Annotated in this window: 23 protein-coding genes; 9 read left to right on the top strand and 14 right to left on the bottom strand. The window is 38.3% G+C overall.

Annotated features, from left to right (window positions below; translation table 11 throughout):
* Nucleotides 1-11: 11 nt before the first annotated feature.
* Nucleotides 12-1,385 (bottom strand): magnesium transporter, encoded by a 1,374-nt coding sequence (gene mgtE, locus HNQ85_RS11875; protein WP_181537934.1) that lies wholly within the window; start codon nucleotides 1,383-1,385, stop codon nucleotides 12-14.
* Between the two features lie 177 nt (nucleotides 1,386-1,562).
* Between mgtE and HNQ85_RS11870 the strand changes: the two genes are divergently transcribed.
* Nucleotides 1,563-2,741, top strand: a complete 1,179-nt coding sequence (locus HNQ85_RS11870; protein ID WP_181537933.1) for an FtsW/RodA/SpoVE family cell cycle protein — start codon at nucleotides 1,563-1,565, stop codon at nucleotides 2,739-2,741.
* 192 nt (nucleotides 2,742-2,933) lie between these two features.
* On the top strand, nucleotides 2,934-3,671 hold the full coding sequence (gene prpE, locus HNQ85_RS11865) for a bis(5'-nucleosyl)-tetraphosphatase PrpE (RefSeq protein WP_181537932.1): 738 nt from the start codon (nucleotides 2,934-2,936) through the stop codon (nucleotides 3,669-3,671).
* A 74-nt stretch (nucleotides 3,672-3,745) separates the two neighbouring features.
* On the opposite strand, the gene HNQ85_RS11860 is transcribed toward prpE, so the two are convergent.
* From HNQ85_RS11860 to HNQ85_RS11845, 4 genes are read right to left on the bottom strand one after another with little or no spacing between them, the layout of a single operon-like run.
* The gene (locus HNQ85_RS11860) at nucleotides 3,746-4,660 is read right to left on the bottom strand and encodes an RluA family pseudouridine synthase (protein ID WP_181537931.1); all 915 of its coding nucleotides are present in this window, start codon (nucleotides 4,658-4,660) and stop codon (nucleotides 3,746-3,748) included.
* Between the two features lie 24 nt (nucleotides 4,661-4,684).
* Nucleotides 4,685-5,479: an NAD kinase gene (locus HNQ85_RS11855; RefSeq protein ID WP_181537976.1), complete on the bottom strand. Its 795-nt coding sequence runs from the start codon at nucleotides 5,477-5,479 to the stop codon at nucleotides 4,685-4,687.
* A gap of 23 nt (nucleotides 5,480-5,502) precedes the next feature.
* Nucleotides 5,503-6,138 carry a GTP pyrophosphokinase gene (locus HNQ85_RS11850; protein ID WP_181537930.1) on the bottom strand — a complete coding sequence of 212 codons (636 nt, stop codon included), beginning with the start codon at nucleotides 6,136-6,138 and terminating at the stop codon, nucleotides 5,503-5,505.
* A 25-nt stretch (nucleotides 6,139-6,163) separates the two neighbouring features.
* Nucleotides 6,164-6,538: a UPF0738 family protein gene (locus HNQ85_RS11845; RefSeq protein WP_181537929.1), complete on the bottom strand. Its 375-nt coding sequence runs from the start codon at nucleotides 6,536-6,538 to the stop codon at nucleotides 6,164-6,166.
* Between the two features lie 125 nt (nucleotides 6,539-6,663).
* On the opposite strand from HNQ85_RS11845, the gene HNQ85_RS11840 reads away from it, so the two are divergent.
* From HNQ85_RS11840 to HNQ85_RS11820, 5 genes are all read left to right on the top strand, one after another.
* Nucleotides 6,664-7,254 carry a CYTH domain-containing protein gene (locus HNQ85_RS11840; protein ID WP_181537928.1) on the top strand — a complete coding sequence of 197 codons (591 nt, stop codon included), beginning with the start codon at nucleotides 6,664-6,666 and terminating at the stop codon, nucleotides 7,252-7,254.
* The gene (locus tag HNQ85_RS11835; protein WP_181537927.1) at nucleotides 7,251-7,853 is read left to right on the top strand and encodes a lytic transglycosylase domain-containing protein; all 603 of its coding nucleotides are present in this window, start codon (nucleotides 7,251-7,253) and stop codon (nucleotides 7,851-7,853) included. Before HNQ85_RS11840 ends, HNQ85_RS11835 begins: the two co-directional genes overlap by 4 nt.
* 312 nt (nucleotides 7,854-8,165) lie before the next feature.
* Nucleotides 8,166-8,576, top strand: coding sequence for a globin domain-containing protein (locus tag HNQ85_RS11830; RefSeq protein ID WP_181537926.1), 411 nt, complete (start codon nucleotides 8,166-8,168; stop codon nucleotides 8,574-8,576).
* Nucleotides 8,573-9,466, top strand: coding sequence for a ClpXP adapter SpxH family protein (locus HNQ85_RS11825; protein ID WP_281363462.1), 894 nt, complete (start codon nucleotides 8,573-8,575; stop codon nucleotides 9,464-9,466). The genes HNQ85_RS11830 and HNQ85_RS11825 overlap by 4 nt, the downstream gene beginning before the upstream one ends.
* A 326-nt stretch (nucleotides 9,467-9,792) precedes the next feature.
* Entirely contained in the window at nucleotides 9,793-9,978 is a 186-nt protein-coding gene (locus HNQ85_RS11820) for a hypothetical protein (protein ID WP_181537925.1), read from the top strand.
* A gap of 72 nt (nucleotides 9,979-10,050) precedes the next feature.
* Here the strand turns inward: HNQ85_RS11820 and pepF are convergent, their stop codons facing one another.
* The 4 genes from pepF to mecA form a co-directional block, all read right to left on the bottom strand.
* On the bottom strand, nucleotides 10,051-11,865 hold the full coding sequence (gene pepF / locus HNQ85_RS11815) for an oligoendopeptidase F (RefSeq protein WP_181537924.1): 1,815 nt from the start codon (nucleotides 11,863-11,865) through the stop codon (nucleotides 10,051-10,053).
* Nucleotides 11,866-11,938: 73 nt separating this feature from the next.
* The gene (locus tag HNQ85_RS11810) at nucleotides 11,939-13,129 is read right to left on the bottom strand and encodes a competence protein CoiA (protein WP_181537923.1); all 1,191 of its coding nucleotides are present in this window, start codon (nucleotides 13,127-13,129) and stop codon (nucleotides 11,939-11,941) included.
* 195 nt (nucleotides 13,130-13,324) lie between these two features.
* The gene (gene cls, locus HNQ85_RS11805) at nucleotides 13,325-14,812 is read right to left on the bottom strand and encodes a cardiolipin synthase (protein WP_409994131.1); all 1,488 of its coding nucleotides are present in this window, start codon (nucleotides 14,810-14,812) and stop codon (nucleotides 13,325-13,327) included.
* Nucleotides 14,813-14,999: 187 nt separating this feature from the next.
* A complete protein-coding gene (gene mecA, locus HNQ85_RS11800) occupies nucleotides 15,000-15,677 on the bottom strand; it encodes an adaptor protein MecA (RefSeq protein WP_181537921.1) in 678 nt (225 codons plus the stop codon).
* 216 nt (nucleotides 15,678-15,893) lie between these two features.
* Between mecA and HNQ85_RS11795 the strand changes: the two genes are divergently transcribed.
* Nucleotides 15,894-16,556, top strand: coding sequence for a TerC family protein (locus HNQ85_RS11795; protein ID WP_181537920.1), 663 nt, complete (start codon nucleotides 15,894-15,896; stop codon nucleotides 16,554-16,556).
* Between the two features lie 41 nt (nucleotides 16,557-16,597).
* Here HNQ85_RS11795 and spxA read toward each other — a convergent pair whose 3' ends face one another.
* A complete protein-coding gene (gene spxA / locus HNQ85_RS11790) occupies nucleotides 16,598-16,996 on the bottom strand; it encodes a transcriptional regulator SpxA (RefSeq protein ID WP_181537919.1) in 399 nt (132 codons plus the stop codon).
* 309 nt (nucleotides 16,997-17,305) lie between these two features.
* On the opposite strand from spxA, the gene HNQ85_RS11785 reads away from it, so the two are divergent.
* On the top strand, nucleotides 17,306-17,488 hold the full coding sequence (locus tag HNQ85_RS11785) for a hypothetical protein (RefSeq protein WP_181537918.1): 183 nt from the start codon (nucleotides 17,306-17,308) through the stop codon (nucleotides 17,486-17,488).
* Between the two features lie 198 nt (nucleotides 17,489-17,686).
* Here HNQ85_RS11785 and HNQ85_RS11780 read toward each other — a convergent pair whose 3' ends face one another.
* From HNQ85_RS11780 to opp3b, 4 genes are read right to left on the bottom strand one after another with little or no spacing between them, the layout of a single operon-like run.
* Nucleotides 17,687-18,622: an ATP-binding cassette domain-containing protein gene (locus HNQ85_RS11780; RefSeq protein WP_181537917.1), complete on the bottom strand. Its 936-nt coding sequence runs from the start codon at nucleotides 18,620-18,622 to the stop codon at nucleotides 17,687-17,689.
* Nucleotides 18,615-19,676: an ABC transporter ATP-binding protein gene (locus HNQ85_RS11775; protein WP_181537916.1), complete on the bottom strand. Its 1,062-nt coding sequence runs from the start codon at nucleotides 19,674-19,676 to the stop codon at nucleotides 18,615-18,617. Before HNQ85_RS11775 ends, HNQ85_RS11780 begins: the two co-directional genes overlap by 8 nt.
* Nucleotides 19,677-19,700: 24 nt before the next feature.
* Nucleotides 19,701-20,720, bottom strand: a complete 1,020-nt coding sequence (opp3C, locus tag HNQ85_RS11770; protein WP_181537915.1) for an oligopeptide ABC transporter permease — start codon at nucleotides 20,718-20,720, stop codon at nucleotides 19,701-19,703.
* Nucleotides 20,720-21,649 carry an oligopeptide ABC transporter permease gene (gene opp3b / locus HNQ85_RS11765; RefSeq protein WP_181537914.1) on the bottom strand — a complete coding sequence of 310 codons (930 nt, stop codon included), beginning with the start codon at nucleotides 21,647-21,649 and terminating at the stop codon, nucleotides 20,720-20,722. Before opp3b ends, opp3C begins: the two co-directional genes overlap by 1 nt.
* Nucleotides 21,650-21,744: the final 95 nt, after the last annotated feature.

The raw sequence follows: 21,744 nt of genomic DNA, 5'->3' as shown, positions 1-21,744 counted from the left end.
TTCCAGCCCCCTTAAAGTAGATAGTTCATAAATATTGTCGCTAACCCAAAATAAATTAAAATGCTGATAATATCATTAATCGTTGTAATAAATGGCCCTGACGCCACAGCCGGGTCAACTTTCAGCCTATACATAATCAGCGGAACAAGAGCCCCGGCAACCGTTGCCACCGTTAATGTAGCTAATAGCGAAAAACCGACAAGCAGTCCTAAAAAAAGATCATGTTTCCATAAGTAAACAATTAGAGTAATCAATGCACCGCAAGTTGTTCCAGTAATCAATCCTGTTCCTGCTTCTCTAACAATCAGCTTCCATTTCCCCTCTTGTTCAAAATCCCCCATCGCAAGACTTCTCACCGCAACCGCTAACGCTTGTGTTCCCGTATTTCCTGACATTCCGGCAATAAGCGGAATAAATACCGCAAGAATCGACACCTTCTCAATCGTTTTCTCAAATCGTCCAATAAGACTTGCTGTCATCATTCCTAAAAACAATAAAATAACAAGCCATGGCAATCTTTTTTTCGCTGCGCTAAACGGATTCTTGTCTATAGAATCCATATTTGTTACACCTGCTAATTTTGAATAATCATCTGATGCTTCTTCTTCGATGACATCAACAATATCATCAACCGTAATAATCCCTAGCAAATGTTTTGAGGAGTCCACAACAGGAATCGCTAAAAGGTCATAATCGCTCATTTTGTGGGCTACTTCTTCTTGATCATCATCAACAAGCACAAAAACAACTCGTTCGTTCATAATATCACAAATCATTGTATCGTCATTGGAAACGAGTAAATCTCTCAAAGACAGAACACCGACAAGCCGCTTATCTTCATCGATAACATAAAGATAATAAATCGTCTCGGCATGCAGCGCTTCTCGTTTTAAAATTTGCATCGCTGATTGAACCGTTTCATTGGCATGAATGGCGATATACTCCGTTGTCATAATGCTTCCGGCAGTATATTCCTTATAATGAAGCAAATCTTTAATTTCTTTTGCCGCCTCATCGCCCATAATCGTTAAATAATTAGCGACATCACTTTTATCGAGTTCATTTAAAATATCGACCGCATCATCGGTATACATGTAGGAAAGCATTTGCGCTGCAAAAGTAGGATCCATTTCCTGTAAGTAAATTTTATATTTCTCATCTTCAATCTTTAATTGCTCAAAAATGGAGGCCATTTCTTTAGGAGACAGGTAATGATACATACGCAAACGAATGTCTTGTTCTTGTTCAACATAAAATTTGGCTTGGTCATATGGATGCAAATCTAAAAACAACTGGCGGAACTCATCAATATTTTCGCTTAAGAGAGAAGCGGTAATTTGTTCATACTCCCGCTTTTTTAATTGTTTTTCTAATAAGTTTCGCATGTAATCATTACCTCCTCTCGAACATAATTGTGTCTTTTTACATAGTAATAAATCTTACCTTATTTGTAATGAAATAAGCAAGTTTTTCTACTTGATTTAAACTCTTCCTCTTTGCAAAAATAATAGAATTAGCTAATATGGATATGGTAAAGCTCTTAATATGGAGATGGGTGAAAAATGGGAAACGATAAAACACCACAACAAAAATTAGATTATAATTTGCTGTTTATTCTCTTTTTAATGGCGATTATTAGTGCGATTGCCATTGACAGCGCCGAGCCTTCTTTGCCACTGAAGCTGCAAGAGGTAAACTTTGCGCAAAAGCAGTTAATGTGGTACGGTGTTGGTGCATTTGTCATTGCAGCAACGATGATTATCGACTATGACCGCTTCTTTCAAATTGCTTGGTATTTGTATGGTTTTGGCATGTTGCTGCTGATTGGACTTGAACTTAAAGTGCCGGGAACACAAACAATTAAAGGGGCAACGAGCTGGTATTCACTTGGTCCCCTTGGTAACTTCCAGCCGTCTGAACTGATGAAAATTTTTATGATTATTGTACTAAGTCGCATTATTGTTAACCATAGAGAAAAAAATCCTAATCCGACGATTCAGGACGATTTTAAACTATTAGGAAAAATGGTTTTGGCGACGTTTCCTCCGTTACTCTTGTTAATGAAACAGCCTGACTTAGGAATGTCGATGGTTTTTACGGCTATTCTCGGTTCTTTACTACTCGTTTCTGGCATTCGCTGGCGCATTATTTTCGGCATTATTTTCAGTGGTATTTTTGTTACTGCTACATTAGTATTTATTTTCTTTAAATTCCCTGACTTTTTCCATAAATATATTTTGAAGGAATATCAATTAGACCGTTTTTACGGTTGGTTAGCACCCTACGAATACTCTAATGAGCAAGGCTTCCAATTAATTCGCTCCTTGCTTGCAATCGGTTCTGGTGAACTTTATGGAAAGGGATATCAAAATTTAGAAGTTTATCTCCCAGAGGCACATACCGATTTTATTTTTGGAATCATTGCTGAACAATTTGGCTTTATCGGTGCCAGCATCGTTATTTCTTTATTCTTCTTATTAGTTTATCGAATGATTCATACCGCTTTAGAAAGCCATGATTTATTCGGTAGTTATTTGTGCGCAGGCGTCATTGGCATGATTACATTCCAAGTATTTCAAAACATCGGTATGACGATTGGGCTTTTGCCGATCACAGGTTTGCCACTGCCATTTATCAGCTATGGAGGAAGTTCGCTCGCCACATATATGATTGCGATCGGCCTTGTCTTAAATGTCCGCTCGCGCACGAAAAAGTTTATGTTTTCTTCCGATCGTCAATAAAGCCGCGTCTTTGCGGCTTTTTTGTTTAGTAATTAAATTTCTGCGAAAAATGAAATTAAAGTGAAACTTCATTCCCTACCCAATGATATTAGTTGTACTTATCGTACCTCTAACGTCCGTTGTCTCTCACCTGTAGAGGTGGGAGACTTATGGATGATTAGAACAGAATAAACTTTGAAAGTTGGTGAGAACATGAAAATAGATATTATTGGTGATATTCACGGTTGTTATGATGAATTTAAAAAATTGACAAAAAAACTCGGCTACGAGTGGAAAAATAATATTCCTGTTCACCCACAAGGACGAAAACTCGGTTTTGTTGGCGATTTAACCGACCGTGGTCCACAGTCGTTGAAAATGATTGAAACCGTGTATAGTCTTGTTAACAGCAAACTTGCTTACTATGTGCCAGGAAATCACTGCAATAAGCTGTATCGCTTTTTTCTAGGTCGGAATGTACAAATTACTCACGGCCTTGAAACAACAGTGGCGGAATACGAATCTTTATCTTCTGACAAGCAAGTAGAGATTCGCAAAAAGTTTATGAAGTTGTACGAAAACGCTCCCCTCTATGAAGTGCTTGACAGTGGAAAACTTGTTATTGCTCATGCGGGCATTCGCGCTGACTATATAGGAAGATATGACAAAAAAGTACAGACATTTGTGCTGTATGGAGATATTACCGGGGAAACGAATCCTGATGGTACCCCTGTCCGTCGAGATTGGGCAAAGCATTATAAAGGGAAGGCATGGATTATATACGGACATACTCCAGTAAAAGAGCCACGCACTGTTAATCGAACAGTAAACATTGACACAGGATGCGTTTTTGGCGGGAAGTTAACAGCACTGCGTTATCCGGAAATGGAAACTGTGTCCGTTCCATCTACCATGCCTTTTATACAAGAAAAATTTAGAGAGTTTGATTAATATAAGAAAGAGGCTGAGCCATAAGTATCTGAGTTCAGGCACATCACCAGCAATATATAATAGTGTTGAGTGGTCTAACACTTTGTATCTGGGTCAGCCTCTTGTTCAATCAGTCGTTTCATATCCTCCGGAAGATCGGATTGAAAACAATATTCTTTCTGTACAAACGGATGGAAAAACGAAAGCTCTTTGCTGTGTAATGCTTGACGTGATAATTTTTCCCTGCTCCCGCCATATAGTTCATCCCCAACAAGTGGATGACCAATATGGCTCATATGAACACGAATTTGATGTGTCCGGCCCGTTTCTAACTGCAATGAAACATGCGTATAATGTTGCATTCGCTTGATCACTTGAAAGTGAGTCACTGCTCTTTGACCGTCTTCGCGCACTTCTCTCTCAATAATACTATCGCTTTTGCGGCCGATCGGTGCATCAATTGTTCCTTTATCTTGACTTAGCTGACCATGACAAACCGCTTCATACCGTCGTTTGATTTGTCCCCGTTTTTGCAATTCTGACAGCAGATGATGGACATGGCGATGCTTCGCAACCAGCAATAAGCCTGAGGTGTCCCGATCAAGTCGTGTGACAACGTGAATGGTTGTTGGTAACTGTTGCTGATCATAATAATAAAGCAAAGCATTTGCTAATGTTCCCGTTGGATGCTCTCGCGAAGGAATGGTAGACATAAACGGCGGCTTGTTCACGACAAGCAAATAGTCGTCTTCATAAACGATAGAAAGAGGAAGCGGCTGTGGAACCATGTCGGCACTGCGCTGCTCTGGCGGAAAACGCACTTCAAGCACCTCTCCTGCCCGCAGTACATGCCGAACGGTGACGAACTTGCCATTCACATAAATGCCGCCTCCGTGAAACTTAATATCGGTTAACGCTGTTCGCGAGATGTTTTGCTCCTTTAAAAACTCGCGGACAAGCTTCCCCTCATCTTTTTCGGTAATCTTCCAAGTTAAAACAAACGATTTCAACTTTCTAGTCCTTTCTGTTTCTTTCTAATCACAAATAAACGAATCCCGGACGCGCTTCCAAAACGGAAACGGTCGGAAGCGGGCAAAACGAATTTTTTCATTGGCAACGCGGCATTGAATGGATTTCACATCTTTATGAAGCAAAGATAAATGATCAACCGTGATTTGAAAGTCCACATCGTTGACTGGCTTCAATAAGCACGTGTGATGAGCTGGAAGCACAAGTGGCGAGCCGATTGTTCGGAACACACGATTGTTAATCGATGCCATTTCAGCTACTTGAATCGCCTGCAAAGACGGATGCAAAATCGCTCCGCCTAACGCTTTATTATAAGCAGTGCTTCCAGATGGTGTAGAAATGCAAAGCCCGTCGCCACGGAACGTCTCAAATAAATCCCCTTTAATTTCGACGTCCATCACAAGCGTGCCGCTCACGCTTTTTACTGTACATTCATTCAAGGCAAGATATCTTGCTTCTTTTCCCCCGTTATTATAGCGAATAATCACCTCTAACAACGGATACTCTACGACTTGATAAGGAGTTTTCGCAATTGCAATGACCAGCTTTTCAATTTCATCAGGCACCCAGTCCGCATAAAAACCGAGATGGCCTGTATGTACGCCAATAAACGCCGTTTTATCGAGACGGCTGCGGTAGCGGTGAAATGCATAAAGAAGCGTCCCGTCTCCGCCGACAGAAATAACAAGATCGGGCTGATCTTCATCATATTCCAGTTCAAAATCTAACAAATACGTTTTCATTTTTTGCATTAACGTATTCGATGTCGCATCTCCTTTAGATGTGATGGCAAACTTCATTTTTCCATCCTTTTTCATCATCATCAATCCTCTTGTTTAGCCTCTTGTTTTCGTGAAAACACAGCTTGTGCTTCTTGAATCTCAAAACGAATCTTTGACATTTCCTCATCGAGAAGATAAGCGGCTTCCGCTGCACGCTGCAGACGCAGCTTAATGTCCTCCGGAAAGCGACCACTATATTTATAGTTTAAAGAGTGTTCAATGGTTGCCCAAAAATTCATCGCAAGTGTACGAATTTGAATCTCGACTAAAATTTTTTTCTCGCCATGAATCGTTTGCACAGGATAACGAATAACAACATGATACGAACGATAACCGCTTTCTTTCTTTTGCGTAATATAATCTCGCTCTTCAACGATTTCAAAATCATTTCGCTTTCGCAACAACTCTACAACTGTCTTGATGTCATCAACAAACTGACACATCATTCTTAGCCCCGCAATATCTTGCATTTGTTCTTCAAGTTTATCGAGCGGAATGTTTTTCTTTTGGGCTTTATCAAGAATGCTTGCAATCGGCTTCACTCTTCCGGTCACAAACTCAATCGGTGAATGAACACCTTGCATTTCAAATTGCGCCCGCATTCCTTTCAACTTTACTTTTAATTCCTCTACCGCTTGTTTGTAAGGTGCTAAAAATAAATCCCAGTGTTTCGTCATGCAACCACCACCAACCATAAACAAGTTATACAAGAAATACTTCTTTTACCGCTTTTTCCATCTCTTCTCCATAATTGGCATTGCCATCAATGTTTTCGATTAAGTATGCCAATTCATCCGCCATTCCCGTAAGTTCTAGCAATACGTTTTCATCTTGCAGAAAAACAGGCAGATGAGCTTTAAGTGCTTCGTTTAACTCCGTCCATAAAGAGTTTGGAATTGAAATGTAAATAAACTCATTATCCACTTCAATGATATATACAAACGCTAACTCATCTGAGTCCACCAACATATAGTTTTTCGCCTTCGCCTCTTCAAGTGAAAAAGAGTGCGGTGCAGGAAATAATAGCAGTTTGTTATGTTGTCTTTCTGTTTTCTCAATCGTTATCTTTTTCTTCATAACTATCTCCTTCCACTAAACAATCCACATCTATTTTACCACATTACTCCTATGCACAATAAACCATTGATATTCATTCATGAACATTAGATAATAATTGTATAAAGCAGGAGAGGACGAAAACGATGAAGCAAGAATTGGAAATTGAGTTTAAAAATTTACTTACAAAGGAAGAATTTATAACACTTAAAGAAGCGTTCCAAGTCTCTGATGAAGCGTTTATTTATCAAGAAAATCACTATTTTGATACGCAGCAATTTTCTTTAAAAGAAAAAGGAGCTGCTTTACGTATTCGTTTAAAAAACGGGTCTTATACATTAACATTAAAGCAGCCTCACAAAGAAGGACTGCTGGAAACACACGAATCCCTTACAAAGGAAGAAGCCTATTCTCTTCTTCATGGACAAGCTATGCTGAAGGGAGAAATGAGTGAGATTATCAAATCTTTAGGTATTGAACCAGAACACATTCAATATTTCGGCACCCTTGCCACCTATCGCGCTCAGTTCGACTATAAAGGGGGCATTCTTGTACTCGACCATAGCCATTACTTGCAAACCGATGACTATGAAATCGAATATGAAACAACTAATTTTACTTTTGGAAAACAAGTTTTTGAAGAATTACTCCGTTCATTTAACATTCCGATTCGAAAAACCGATAATAAAATTAGACGGTTTTATTTAAAAAAATATCAAATTGAGGGAGAACAATGAACATTCAGCAAGTGAAAATGTTAATGGAATTACAGGCGTTGCGCAGTTTTACGCCAAATTCAATGAAACCGAACGATACAAGTGAATCATTTTCCTTCCAAACTTTTTTGTTAGAGATGTTAAACAGTGAGCTAAAAACCGCAAATTCACAAGAAGAAGCACCGATTGTAAATCAAACAACGATACCGCCTTCTCTTTCCAATTTGAAAACTGACGCCATACGCGAAGATATGGAGGCGATTATTCATCAAGCAGCAGAAAAATATCATATCGATTCCCGTTTAATTAAAGCCGTCATTCAACATGAATCGAACTTTAATCCATATGCAAAGAGCCGCACTGGAGCCGCCGGATTAATGCAACTAATGCCAAGCACAGCAAAAATGTTAGGTGTCCATAATATTTTTGACCCCGTTGAAAATATTGAGGGAGGAACAAAATATTTAAGAAACTTACTAGACCGCTATAATGGAAATATTGCGCTTGCTCTTGCTGCTTACAATGCAGGTCCTGGAAACGTTGATAAATATGGTGGAATTCCTCCATTTAAAGAAACACAAGCGTATGTGAAAAAGGTAATGGACACATATTATTCATAACCAAAACCCGCTGTTCAACAAAGGCGGGTTTTCTTGTTGGAGCCAGGATGGCGACATTTCGTCAGCTGCCTTTAGGCGAAATTGGGTCGCCTCCGCTTTTCTTTTTGTCTAGCTTCGGCGACTAGCTCTCTTCTGCCAAATAACCTTCCCCCTCGAAGTGTCAAGCACTTCTGCGGGTGAAGAACATTTGGCTTCGAGAGCTAAGCAAGCCGCCTCCGCTTTTCTTTTTTGAGACGCTTTATTTGAGATAAACCATCGTGATTGTTAAAATAACAGTACATAATATTTATTTTTCTAAAGGAGTTTTGGAACATGTCAAAGCAATTCGAGACACCTTATGAAGCGATTGGCGGAGAAGAAATGATTTCCAAGCTTGTTGAAGCTTTTTATAAACGTGTGGCAAAACACCCAGATTTAACACCGATTTTCCCAAAAGACTTAACAGAGACAGCAAGAAAGCAGAAACAATTTTTAACACAATATTTAGGCGGCCCAGCCCTCTATACGAAAGAGCATGGTCATCCAATGCTGAGAGCTCGCCATTTACCGTTCGAAATTACACCTACACGAGCAAAAGCATGGCTTTCTTGTATGAATGAAGCAATGGATGAAATTGGCTTATCTGGTCCATTGCGCGAAGAGTTTTTTCAGCGGCTTGTTTTAACAGCTCATCATATGGTTAATACACCAGACAATTCTACAGAGAAAGGAGTATTCACTTGAGCGACAAGTTAGCTGGGAAAGAGATGAACACTTGGTTAATTTCCCAGCATTGTGGAAGTGAGTCAAAACCTTTAGAAATTTATTTATTTATTGACCCATTATGCCCGGAATGTTGGGCTCTTGAACCAATCATAAAAAAGCTCCTTATTGAATATGGACACTACTTTACTCTTAGACATATACTGAGCGGCAAATTGGCAACGTTAAACCTAACTAAAAAACAAAAGTTTGAAAACATTGCACAAATATGGGAACGAACAGCTAGTCGCTATGGGATGTCCTGCGACGGAAGTTTATGGCTTGAAAATCCTATCTCTACCCCTTACGCCGCCTCTATTGCAATTAAAGCAGCAGAGCTTCAAGGGAGACGTGCTGGAATACGTTTTTTAAGAAAACTGCAGGAAGTTCTTTTTCTTGAAAAGCAAAACATTTGCGACCCAGCTGTATTAATAGAATGTGCCAAAAGTGTTCAGCTGGACGTTGATGAATTTATGAAAGATCTTCACTCTAACAGTGCAGCCAAAGCATTTCAGTGTGATTTAAAAATTACTTCTGAAATGGAAGTACATGAAATTCCAACACTCGTCTTCTTTAATGAAAATATTGAAGATGAGGGAATTAAAATATCCGGCTACTATCCTTATGAAATTTATGTGGAACTTATTCATGAAATGCTCGGATTTGATCCTGAGCCTTCTTCCCCTCCTCCGCTTGAATCATTCTTAAGTTATTTTAATTTCGTTGCAACAAAAGAAATTGCTGTTGTATATGATATGACTTTAAATGAAGTGGAAAGGGAGATGAAAAAACTTCAATTGAGACAAATTGTTGAAAGAGTTCCTGTTAAATACGGAACGTTTTGGCGATATATCTCTTACACGGATCGATAAATAGAGAAAAAGACTCGGCAAAAAGCCGAGTCTTTTTCTCGTCATCAAGACAACAAAGGGGATGGGAGAAATTTTTCACGGTCAAACAAAGGGGTATAAGTTTGTTTGTGATTTCATTCACATCATTATAATAGCAAATCTTGTCGAGTTTTGACAATAACTTTGTGTTATTGTTCACATTTTTGTCATAATTAAATGAGGTTATGGATGGTTCTACTTCTATTCCATTATCCAACATATTTTGATTAGTGCTTAAGTCATCATGAATGAATTTTGTTAACCATCATATAGTTAAAATAAGAGTTTGAAGTATTTCGGAGGAGATTATGAAAAAGTTTACGCTCTTTTTTGGAATAGTAATGACGATCGTTTCTTTATTTTTCTATTTATTAGGACTTATGAACCTTGTTCCGCTCTTTATTACAGCACCACTATTATTTCTCTCCATTCTCTTTACACTATGGATATTAAATAATCGAAATCGCTTTAATGGATTTAAACAAAGAGGCTGACCCTAAAGCAAAGTGCCAGACCTCACAAACACGTGAGGTCTGGCACTTATGGGGCAGCCCTTTTGTTTTTGTTTATGATAGAAGTTGTTCCATTTCTTCTAATTTTTGTGCAAACACTTTGCATGCTTCCTCAATTGGTTTCGCTGTCGTCATATCGACGCCCGCTTTTTTCAACACTTCAATTGGATAATCGGAGCTTCCCGCTTTTAAGAACTCAATATAACGCTTTACAGCTGGTTCTCCTTCCTCTAAAATTTGCTTGCTTAATGCTGTTGCCGCACTGAATCCTGTCGCATATTGATAGACGTAGTAATTGTAATAAAAATGCGGAATGCGCGCCCATTCTAATCCAATTTCTTCATCAATGACAATGTCATCGCCAAAATATTTTTTATTTAAATCATAATAAATTGATGTCAACAAATCAGCCGTTAAGGCTTCACCTTCCTGCGCTCTTAGATGAATCGTATGTTCAAACTCAGCAAACATCGTTTGACGGAATACCGTGCCGCGGAAGCCTTCTAAATAATGATTTAACAAGTATAGACGTTTTTTCTCGTCATCAATCGTTTTTAATAAATAATCATTTAAAAGTGCCTCGTTGCACGTCGATGCTACTTCGGCTACGAAAATCGAATAGTTTCCATATACATATGGCTGCGTTTTTCTTGTGTAATAACTGTGTACAGAATGTCCAAATTCATGAGCGAGCGTAAACAAGTTGTTTATATTGTCTTGCCAGTTCATTAAGATATACGGATTTGTGCCATATGAACCTGATGAGTACGCTCCGCTTCGTTTTCCTTTATTTTCATGGACATCAACCCAACGGTTTTCAAAGCCTTCTTTAATGACATTCAAATAATCTTCACCAAGTGGAGCTAATCCTTTTAACAAATACTCTTTTGCTTCTTCATATGTGACTTTCATATTTACATTTTGCACAAGTGGTGTATATAAGTCATACATGTGCAATTCGTCAACACCTAACACTTTTTTACGTAAGCGGACATAGCGGTGTAACAAGTGCAAGTTTTTATGAATGGTATCGACGAGATTATCATAGACACTTTCTGGAATGTTATTGCTGCTTAATGCCGCTTCACGGGCTGATTTGTAATTGCGGACGCGCGCAAAAAAGTTGTCCTTTTTGATCGCCCCGTTTAATGTGCTCGCAAATGTATTTTTATATTTTCCATATGTTTCATAAACCGCTTTAAACGCATCATGACGTACGCGGCGATCTTCGCTCTCAAGAAAACGGATATAGCGGCCATGCGTTACTTCCACTTCGTCACCATTTTCGTCGATAATCGTTGGAAATGTTAAATCCGCATTGTTCAACATCCCAAACGTATTGCTTGATGATGCCATTACTTCTGCCGCTTGAGCGAGTAGCGCTTCTTCTTTGGCTGATAAAACATGTGGACGCTGACGGTTGATTTCATCTAAAGCATGTTCATACAATCTCAATTCTTCTTTTTCTTCAAGAAAAGTTTTTAGTTTGTTTTCATCAATCGATAAAATTTCCGGAACGATAAACGACATTGCGCTTGCTGCTTCAGAATAAAGATTAGAAGCACGGTCGTTTAAACCTTGATAAAATGAGTTCGTTGTATCTTGGTCATAGCGCATATGGGCATATGTATATAGCTTGCCTAGCCGCATCGATAATTCATCTTGATATTGAAGTGCATCGTAAAGAACATCGGCTGATTCTCCAAGTTTTCCTTGGTAGTTCAAAATGTTCGGAATCATTTTTTTCACTTCTTGAAATTCTTGTTCCCACGCTTCGTCTGTAGGAAAAATGTCTTCTAATCTCCACGTGTCCTCAACAGGGATTTCACTTCGGGATGGAAGCGATTTGACCGCTTTATTTTCTGCCATGTCGGCAAAACCTCCTTTTCCTTTATTGCTGCATTTAATAGTATTCTCAATTTTTTTCGAAATTTCCTCTAACCTAAAGGATAAAACCTCTTTTTTCTATTATTTTAAGTAATTTATGATCCATTTTGAGCGCTTCCTCAATCGTTTTTGGAATGGTAACTGGTTTGATTAGTCGAAATGTCGTGCTATTAACTATTTTTATATATCCTAGTTGTACAAGCAATAATAAATACTCGTTAATCGCGCGAAAATAGTGAAATGGCAAGTTTCTTACTTTTAGTTTGCGAGTGCGCACCATTTGGCTGATCGATGAGTATATATCGCTAAAATGGAACATACCGTTTTTTTGCTTTTTCATCATCATAATTAATATATACGTCTGCCAAATAAATGATGGTGTTTCAAACAAATAGCCATATTTAATGGGCAAACCTGCTTCACTTGGAAAAAGTGCCGGAACGATATTATGCTTATAAAAATACATGCAAACGAGTCGATTTTCTTTCGTTGGATAAAAAGGAAACATCAACCGCCAACGTTTTTTCTGCATAAACCATTCGTGCCAAAACATACTAGGCAATGAAATATCATCAATCTGGAACAGTTTCTCGAAGGATAACCGTTCAGCGGAATCAATCATGACAGTTGAGAAAGTGTTATAAACGGAAAAAGATGCAAGAGGAACAAGTCGAAAAAATTGTTTTGTTTTGGGACAATAGTAAAGAATAAGGAGATAAGATTGAGGCAGTGCTGGGTAGGCAAACAGCCATTGAAAAGTGGAAAGTCTGAAAGAAGAAGTAGAAGAGCGATGAAAACGGTTCGCACCGAGAATCCATAACGGTTTAATGCCTGCTTTTAAAAACGAAGCCGTCCGCTTTCGAAATAGTTCTTCACTAATCGTGGAACATTGATATTCGATGGCATATGTTTTTCCTTTATATGAAAGCAGCAAATCAGGACGTTGCTGGATTGATTGCAAATATGGTTCAAGTTTCACCTCTAACCTTTGCCTTTTTAACCATTTAAACAAATCCGCTTTCCCTGACAAATGATAAGAAGACTCTGTTTCATGTTCTATCGTACAAGCAGCTTCTCTTCGATGAGCAAAATGTGTAATGCGCTTTCTTCCTAATTTTAAAACAACCTCATTTTTACATATCGGACAAATAAACGTTTCCTTTCTCCTCAATAAATCAAGCTGCTCCATCCTCCAATCATCTAACAAAGATATAGACGATCCATTTTTTAACAAGGCAACAAGCAAATCATCATCTCCCTTACACAATGAAATATTTAATAAATTCTTTGCTCTCTAAAAAAGTCCTTCTTTTAATTAAAAAGAGGCCCCCCATAAGTGTCTAACCTCATGTGCATTTCACCATATATCGTTCATTTATCCAATGTTATTTCTTAATATATTGTGTTGTAGGGTCTGACACTTTGCTTGGGGCATCCTCTATTAAAGAAGCGGCGATAATAATCTTGCTGTTGATTCTATAATGCGAATCCAAATCGGTCGCTTTTTAAACACATCATAGTCAATGAGCGTTGAATCTTCGATATCTTGAAGAAAATCACGGACAAGTGTTTTTGTGCTGTCTGTATGATATAAAAAGGCATTCACTTCAAAATTAAGATGAAAGCTCCGCATGTCCATATTGGCTGTCCCGATTGATGCAAGTTCTCCATCGACGATAATAATTTTACTATGCAAAAAACCTTTCCTATATTCATAAATTTTCGCTCCAGCTTCAAGTAACACCGGAAAATACGAACGGGATGCGTAAAAAACGATTTTTTTATCGGGACGTTGCGGAACAAGAAGGCGAACATCAATCCCACTTAACGCCGCCACTTTTAAAGCTGTTAAAATATCTTCATCGGGAACAAAATATGGCGAAGCAATCCAAATGGATTTTTTTGCTGACGTAATCATTGCAAAAAATAAATGCTTAATGACTTCCCATTCGTTATCCGGACCGCCGGCAATCAACTGAACGCCACCTTGGTCGCTATTTTCCGCAAGCTGGGGTGATAAATAATTCAACGTTAATAACGTTTGCCCCGTCATATAATACCAGTCCTGTAAAAAAATAAGCTGAAGCGTGCGCACCGCTTCTCCTTTAAGCCATAAATGCGTATCGCGCCAAAAGCCGAAATACTCATTTTTCCCTAAATACTCATCACCAATATTTAAACCGCCGACAAACCCAATTGTCCCATCAATGACAATAATTTTTCGATGGTTGCGAAAGTTAATTTTGTTATTTAAAAACGGCAAGCGGACAGGAGAAAAAGGAACCATTTCAACTCCTGCTTCCCGCAGCTCCTCAATATATGTATTGGAAAGTTTCCAACTTCCAACGGCATCATAAAGAAAACGGACATGAACTCCTTTTTTCGCCTTGTCGATTAATATTTCTTTTAGCTGCTGTCCGACTCCATCATGCCTTACAATATAGTACTCTAAATGAATATGGTGGGTCGCTTTTTTTAATTCCTCAAAAATCGCTGAGAAAGTAGCTTCTCCGTTTGTGAGTATTTTCGTTTCGGTAGCAAGCGAAATCGGACTTTTTCCAAGACGATGAGCAAGCCGAAGCAAAGGCTGTTGATGCTCACTTATATGATGAAGATCCTCAAATTGAAAATGGCGGTTTCCTTCAAACTTTAAAAAAGTTTGCTCATCGAGTGCTGCTTTTTTCTTAAACAAACGTTTTTTTCGATAATTTCGTCCGAACATTAAATAAAAGAAAAAGCCAAGCAACGGAAAACTCCCAAGTACGACCAACCACGTCAATGTTTGTGTCGGATGTCGATTTTCTAAGGAAATCACAAACGCGATAAAAATAACTGAACAAGTAATTAAAAGACTGAGAAAACCAAGAATCCAACCTTCTAAGTAATCTTTTGAAATGAAAAATAAAATACCAATTAAAAAGATGAATATGAGAACTTGTAATGCGTTTCGCAACGATTTTCACCTAACCATTACATTCAGATTCACTTCGCAGAAAAAGGGCTGTCTAAAACAAAGGGTCAGACCCTACAACCACAATATATCATACATCATGTTTGGTAATGACACGATATATGGCGAATGGTGTGCTAGGTCAGACCCTTATGGGACAGCCCTTTTATTTCAACGGAAAATGTTTTGCTAATGTCGCTAAAGCGTTGTCCTGAATAATCTCTTTTCCATATTCTTCAAGACGATAAATCGTTAACTGAGAGTCCATTCCATATTCTAACAACAGACTTAACATATTATCAATTTCATGTTCTTCATAATCATCTTCGTTAAATTCAACATATAAATAATAACGATTTTCGAACATGAATAAACGGTTATTGAGATTCGTAAAATCGGCACGATGCGCTAAAGCAATCAAATCTTCAATATCCTTGAAATAAATCGTGAAATGAAGAGCTTCTTCGTCATCTTCCGGTAAAGCTTCTACATCTTTTCCAACATTAAAATGCTGGTCAAGCAACTCTTCAATTTTTTCATCTACCGGAAAATCTTTTAATTTATCTCCAGGGAGAGGAAGCTCAAGTTTACTTCCATCTTTAGACAGCTGTGCTTTGGTTACTAACACTTCTAATCCTTTTTCTAGCGCTTGAACTTGAATCCAAAGCGGACCTTCAAGAGAAAAATCTCCTTCACTATGAACTTCATCCATCATTTCCCAAAATAGCTCTTCGCTGCGCTCACGGTTATACCAAATTTCTTCACGATCAAAGCCGCGCTCCTCTATGTCAACATATGAGATGTAAAATTTAACAGTATGCTCATTAATACGTTCCATTTCCATATAAATGACTCTCCCTTCCTGTCCATGAATGTTGAAGGGACTTTTTACCCCCTAGCAAATGCTCTATAACTAAAAGCATATGCCTTGTACTTCTATTTTATGATAAAACAAGCAAGAAGGGAAATAAAAAAACCCCTAATTTTAAAATTTAGTTATGAAACTAGACATGTCCTATTATACTTTTTTTGAAACAAAAAACATTAGCGGGGGACACAAATGATATATGAACATATTTCTTCCATATTCATCATAGTCGGCATTGATATTATTCTCGGCGGAGATAATGCAGTGGTCATTGCGATGGCAAGCCGCAATCTTCCCGAACGCCAGCGGAATCTTGCGATCGTATTAGGGACAGCCCTAGCCATTATTATTCGCATTATTTTGACAACTACAGTTGTCTATTTGTTGAAAGTTCCTTTTTTACAGTTAATTGGCGGCATAATCTTGCTTTTCATTTCATTGAAACTTCTTATTGAAAAAGAAGATGCTGCTGTTATAAAACCTGGAGCTACACTTTGGAGAGCGGTACAAACGATTGTAACAGCAGATATTGTGATGGGGTTAGATAATGTGATTGCGATTGCCGGTGCGGCTCATGGCAATACTTCTCTTGTTATCTTCGGCTTTCTTCTTTCTGTTCCTATTATTATCTTTGGCAGCAAAGTCATTCTTCATTGGATCGAACGTTATCCTATCCTTGTTTATATTGGGGCGTCTATTTTAGCTTACACATCGGGAAAAATGATGACAAATGAACAGCAAATCCAGCATATATATAACCAATTTACCTTTTTCAAATCAATCCTTCCAGTTCTTACAATCATTATCGTCATTTTGCTTGGAAGCCTTTTGAACCGCCGAGCACGAACGCATTAATGAATAAAAAACTTCTACATGGAAAAACCATGTAGAAGCTTTTATTCATTAACAAGCCGCTGCGCTTGGCGAAGATGGTAAGTACGTACTTTTCTTGGCAGGAAACGACGAATCTCGTCTTCGTTATAACCAACTTGCAAGCGCTTCTCATCAATGATAATCGGTCTTCGCAAAAGACCTGGATTTTGCCGAATGACTTCATACAAGTCTTGCAGCGGCATCGATTCAAGATTTATATTAAGCTGTTGAAAAATTTTAGAGCGTGTAGAAATAATTTCATCTGTTCCATTTTCTGTCATACGAAGAATTTCTTTAATTTCTTCAATCGTTAATGGTTCAGCAAAAATATTTCGTTCAACATAAGGAATATTATGTTTTTCTAACCATGCCTTTGCTTTCCGGCATGACGTACAACTTGGTGAAGTGTACAATGTTACCATAACTTGGCTTCACTCCCTTAACAGGATCGAAATATATATCATAAAAGCAGTCAATCTCGATGATAGCAAAAACTAGAAGCAATGATTAAAAAGTATATTAATTTGAAATTACTTTAATTAAGTAATTTATATTGCATATTAATTATACAACAAATTTGTTTAGAAAGATATATTTTTTCTAACTTTATATGTATTATTTAAAACAAAACGGAAGGGATTTACAGAATACTCTAAACTATTCCTTTCAATTACAAGAAAAATCTTCTAAAATAGAACTAGGAGAAATGATTGACAACGGAGGGGATACGAGTGACACAATATTTTGTTGATCTGACAATCGTTGCACTGTTAGTGATCGGTATTACCGCCATTATGGGAGTGCTTGTTAACGGTATTGGTGAGAAACTATTTGGCGGTTCCGACCGAATGGAAAACGTAAATCAAACAGCAAAGACGCAAACAGGATGGAAACTAATTGGCGGAAAAAAATAAAAAATCTGCGGATGGCTACCTACGAATAGAAGCAATATTTTATGAAGCGAGCTGATCGTGCCTTTGCTTGAGTCAGCTGTTAGTGAACAATACGTTCAGTGAAAATGATTGAAAACAACATAGTGGTTCGTTAGGTTTATGTTTAGAAGAAAAGGGCTTATTCCCTCCAGTAGATTTCTACTTTTGGGATAGCCCTTTTCACGTATACATGGCTTTATATTGCTTATATTCCGCTTCAGAACATAAAACGAAATGTCCTGGTGTGATTTCACGGAAGCTAAGTTCTTCTCCCTCTTTATAATTGTGTTGAGATGGATCGTACACAATGCGCTTACGAACACGTTCTGTTTCTGGATCTGGCAATGGAATTGCAGACAATAACGCCTTTGTATATGGGTGAATCGGATTACGATATAACTCTTCTGCATCTGCCAATTCCACTAATTTTCCAAAATACATGACACCAATTCGGTCACTAATATATTTTACCATCGAAAGGTCATGGGCAATAAATAAATATGTTAATCCTTTTTCACGCTGCAACTTTTTCATTAAGTTAACAACTTGTGCCTGAATGGACACGTCTAAGGCAGAAATCGGTTCATCAGCAATAATAAATTCTGGTTCAACCGCTAAAGCTCGGGCGATTCCGATCCGTTGACGCTGACCTCCGGAAAATTCATGAGGATAGCGATTTGCATGCTCTTTGTTCAAGCCGACTATTTCAAGCAACTCATATACGCGTTGCATGCGCTCTTCTTTCGTTTTCGCAAGACCATGAATGTCAATTCCTTCGGCAATAATGTCGGCTACTGTCATACGTGGATTTAGTGATGCATACGGGTCTTGGAAAATCATTTGCATTTTTCGATTTAATTCTTTTAATTCTTTTTTCGACTTTTTCGCATGTACATTCACACCATTAAACAATACTTCTCCTTCCGTTGCCTCGTACAAGCGAATAATCGTTCTTCCAGTCGTTGATTTACCGCAACCGGATTCTCCTACAAGTCCAAGCGTTTCTCCTTTGTAAATGTCAAAAGATATTCCATCCACTGCTTTAACAACTTGATCTTTACCCGTTTTAAAATATTGTTTTAAATTTCTTACTTCGAGGAGTTTTTGTTTAGCCACGGAATTCTCCTCCTTTCTTTCCTGAAGATAAAGCAAATTGACGCATGCGTTCTTGCACAACTTTTGGCGGTTCTACTTTTGGCGCATTCTCATGAAGCAACCAAGTTGCCGCATAATGTGTGTCGGACACTTTAAACATTGGCGGCTCTAGCTCATAGTCAATTTTCATCGCATACGGATTACGCGGCGCGAACGCATCTCCCTTTGGTGGATTCAATAAATCAGGAGGAGTTCCTGGAATTGAGTATAATTCTTCATCTTTATGGTCTAAACTTGGCATGGAAGCAAGTAACCCCCATGTATATGGATGCTTCGGATTATAGAAAATTTCATCGACCGTACCAATTTCGACCACTTTTCCAGCATACATTACCGCCACGCGGTCTGCCACATTCGCAACAACGCCAAGGTCATGAGTAATAAAAATGATTGACATTCCCATTTTCTTTTGGATATCTTTCATAAGCTCTAAAATTTGTGCCTGAATGGTTACGTCAAGTGCTGTTGTTGGCTCGTCGGCAATTAACACTTTTGGATTGCAAGCAAGTGCCATCGCAATAACCACACGTTGACGCATACCACCAGAAAATTGGTGCGGATATTGTTTAATGCGCAGTTCTGGATTTTTAATGCCTACTAGCTGTAACAGTTCGATCGCGCGATTACGCGCTTCATTTTTTGAAAGTTTTTGATGTTTTAATAATACTTCCATAATTTGATTTCCAATTGTCATCGTTGGATTTAGTGATGTCATTGGATCTTGGAAGATCATTGAAATTTTCGCACCACGAATCTCTTGCATTTCCTTCTCGGATAGCTTTGTTAAGTCTTTTCCTTCGAACAAAATCTCGCCTTGTTTAATGCGGCTTGGCGGAGTCGGCAATAGACGCATTAACGCTTTAGAGGTAACGGACTTTCCGCAGCCGGACTCCCCTACAATCGCCAATGTTTCCCCTTTATATAAGTCAAAGCTGACGCCGCGAACAGCTTGAACTTCGCCAGCATGTATATCGAAGGAGATATGCAAATCTTTGACTTCTAACACTTTTTCCATTTTCTCTTCTCCTTCCTATTCAACTTATTTACGCATTTTTGGATCGAGCGCATCACGCAATCCATCAGCGACTAAGTTAAAGCTTAAAATCAACAAACTAATGACAATCGCTGGAATCATCATCATATGCGGGAATGTTTGAATCGACCTATATCCCTCGCTTACTAATGAACCAAGCGACGCTTCTGGCGGGCGAATACCTAAACCGATAAAGCTTAAGAACGCTTCTGTAAAAATCGCATATGGAATGGTAAACATCGTCGTGATAATAATTGGACCAATTACGTTTGGAATTAAATGTTTAAAAATTAAACGTGAATTTGTCGCTCCAAGCGTGCGGGACGCAAGAACATATTCCATGTTTTTCAGCTTTAAAATTTGTCCGCGGACAATCCGGGCCATCGTTACCCAACCAGTAATAACCATCGCAATTGTAATGGAAATGATTCCGGGGTCAAAAATAAGAATAAACAAAATAACGACAATTAAGTTTGGAATACCAACTAATATTTCGATAATACGCTGCATGACGTTATCGACACGACCGCCGTAAAAACCAGAAATGCCGCCATACATAACCCCAATTAATAAATCAATTGCCGCTGCTAAAAGAGCGATATATAAGGAAATACGTGCACCATACCATGTTCTTGTCCATAAATCACGCCCTAAATCATCTGTGCCAAACCAATAATATTCTTTAATCCCGCGCTGCTCATAGACGTCCACACCGTTTGCATCCTTTCCGTCAAAAGGAAGCCAGCTAATATTTTCTAATACTGGTATTTTTGGAGGCAATTTAGCTCTCTTCAAATCTTGTTCTTTATAAGAATAGTCACTCGTCATCGGGGCAATGATCGCCATCAGTGATAAAATAATGATCATGATTAATCCAGTAATTGCCCCTTTATTTTTACGCAGACGAATCCACGCGTCTTGCCAAAACGTTAAGCTTGGGCGATTAATTTTTTCTTGATCATGAGTATTAACAGGAGCGGGTTGAAATAGCTCAGGTGATAGGTTTTGATAGTCTAGTTTATTCATTATTTTTTCCCTCCCGCTAAACGAATACGTGGGTCAATAACTCCATATAAAATATCGACAATAAAGATTACCAAAATTAATAACGCAGAATAAAATAATGTCGTTCCCATAATTACTGTGTAGTCATTTAAGTTAATCGAACGGACGAACTGTTCGCCTAAACCAGGCACTGCAAAAATTTGTTCAACAACAAGCGTACCCGTCATTAAGTTAACAGCCATTGGACCAAGAATTGTAACGATTGGAATTAGTGCGTTACGAATCGCGTGTTTAAAAATGACGCCAGCTTGACTGATCCCCTTTGCCCGGGCTGTTAAAATATAGTCGGAGTTTAATACTTCAAGCATTTCCGTTCTTGTAAAGCGCGCAATGTTGGCAATAACTCCCATCGAAAGTGCAATCGTCGGCATAATTGTGTATTCAAAACCTTGCCAAAAAGCAACCGGAAGCCATTGCAATTTTACCCCTATATAATATTGTAAAAGTGCTGCAAAAACGAAAGAAGGAATGGAAATACCTAATACCGACAAAACGGTAGCAAAATAGTCTCCTGCCGAATTATGACGAATAGCTGCAAAAATGCCTAACAATAATCCGACAATTGTTCCAAAAACGATTGCTTGAAAACCAAGTTGCGCTGACGGACCGATACGCTCTACGATTAATTCAGTTACTGGACGATTATCATATTGGAATGAAATTCCTAAATCTCCTTGCACTAAATTTTTTAAATAGTTGACATACTGTACAGGAACAGGATCATTTAATCCGTACTTCTCTAAAATAATTTGTTTTTGTTCAGGTGTTAGTTTTTCTTGGTTCGTAAGCGGAGAACCAGGAAGTAGTTTCATTAAAAAGAACGTAGCTGTTGCAATAATAAACAACGTAATAATCATGTAAATGAAACGTTGAAGCGTATAACGTGCCATGACAGCACCTCCCCTTACTACATAATATTCTTAATCTTCATCATCTTTCGACAATTTTCGCTTCATCAGTCAAAAGGAGAGTATATGCTTTTGCA

The sequence above is a fragment of the [Anoxybacillus] calidus genome (genome assembly GCF_013760845.1).
Classification (GTDB): Bacteria; Bacillota; Bacilli; order Bacillales; family Anoxybacillaceae; genus Paranoxybacillus; species Paranoxybacillus calidus.
The sequence above is the reverse complement of the archived record's forward strand: the minus strand, read 5'-3'. Positions and strand labels throughout refer to the sequence as shown.

What these genes read in the sequence shown, in the direction of transcription:
- HNQ85_RS11855 (WP_181537976.1), bottom strand. Translation starts at nt 5,479, where the DNA reads ATGAAGTTTGCCATCACATCTAAAGGAGATGCGACATCGAATACGTTA.
- opp3C (WP_181537915.1), bottom strand. Translation starts at nt 20,720, where the DNA reads ATGAATAAACTAGACTATCAAAACCTATCACCTGAGCTATTTCAACCC.
- HNQ85_RS11820 (WP_181537925.1), top strand. Translation starts at nt 9,793, where the DNA reads ATGAAAAAGTTTACGCTCTTTTTTGGAATAGTAATGACGATCGTTTCT.
- prpE (WP_181537932.1), top strand. Translation starts at nt 2,934, where the DNA reads ATGAAAATAGATATTATTGGTGATATTCACGGTTGTTATGATGAATTT.
- HNQ85_RS11835 (WP_181537927.1), top strand. Translation starts at nt 7,251, where the DNA reads ATGAACATTCAGCAAGTGAAAATGTTAATGGAATTACAGGCGTTGCGC.
- HNQ85_RS11775 (WP_181537916.1), bottom strand. Translation starts at nt 19,676, where the DNA reads ATGGAAAAAGTGTTAGAAGTCAAAGATTTGCATATCTCCTTCGATATA.
- HNQ85_RS11870 (WP_181537933.1), top strand. Translation starts at nt 1,563, where the DNA reads ATGGGAAACGATAAAACACCACAACAAAAATTAGATTATAATTTGCTG.
- HNQ85_RS11840 (WP_181537928.1), top strand. Translation starts at nt 6,664, where the DNA reads ATGAAGCAAGAATTGGAAATTGAGTTTAAAAATTTACTTACAAAGGAA.
- pepF (WP_181537924.1), bottom strand. Translation starts at nt 11,865, where the DNA reads ATGGCAGAAAATAAAGCGGTCAAATCGCTTCCATCCCGAAGTGAAATC.
- HNQ85_RS11830 (WP_181537926.1), top strand. Translation starts at nt 8,166, where the DNA reads ATGTCAAAGCAATTCGAGACACCTTATGAAGCGATTGGCGGAGAAGAA.
- mecA (WP_181537921.1), bottom strand. Translation starts at nt 15,677, where the DNA reads ATGGAAATGGAACGTATTAATGAGCATACTGTTAAATTTTACATCTCA.
- HNQ85_RS11850 (WP_181537930.1), bottom strand. Translation starts at nt 6,138, where the DNA reads ATGACGAAACACTGGGATTTATTTTTAGCACCTTACAAACAAGCGGTA.
- HNQ85_RS11845 (WP_181537929.1), bottom strand. Translation starts at nt 6,538, where the DNA reads ATGAAGAAAAAGATAACGATTGAGAAAACAGAAAGACAACATAACAAA.
- opp3b (WP_181537914.1), bottom strand. Translation starts at nt 21,649, where the DNA reads ATGGCACGTTATACGCTTCAACGTTTCATTTACATGATTATTACGTTG.
- mgtE (WP_181537934.1), bottom strand. Translation starts at nt 1,385, where the DNA reads ATGCGAAACTTATTAGAAAAACAATTAAAAAAGCGGGAGTATGAACAA.
- spxA (WP_181537919.1), bottom strand. Translation starts at nt 16,996, where the DNA reads ATGGTAACATTGTACACTTCACCAAGTTGTACGTCATGCCGGAAAGCA.
- HNQ85_RS11795 (WP_181537920.1), top strand. Translation starts at nt 15,894, where the DNA reads ATGATATATGAACATATTTCTTCCATATTCATCATAGTCGGCATTGAT.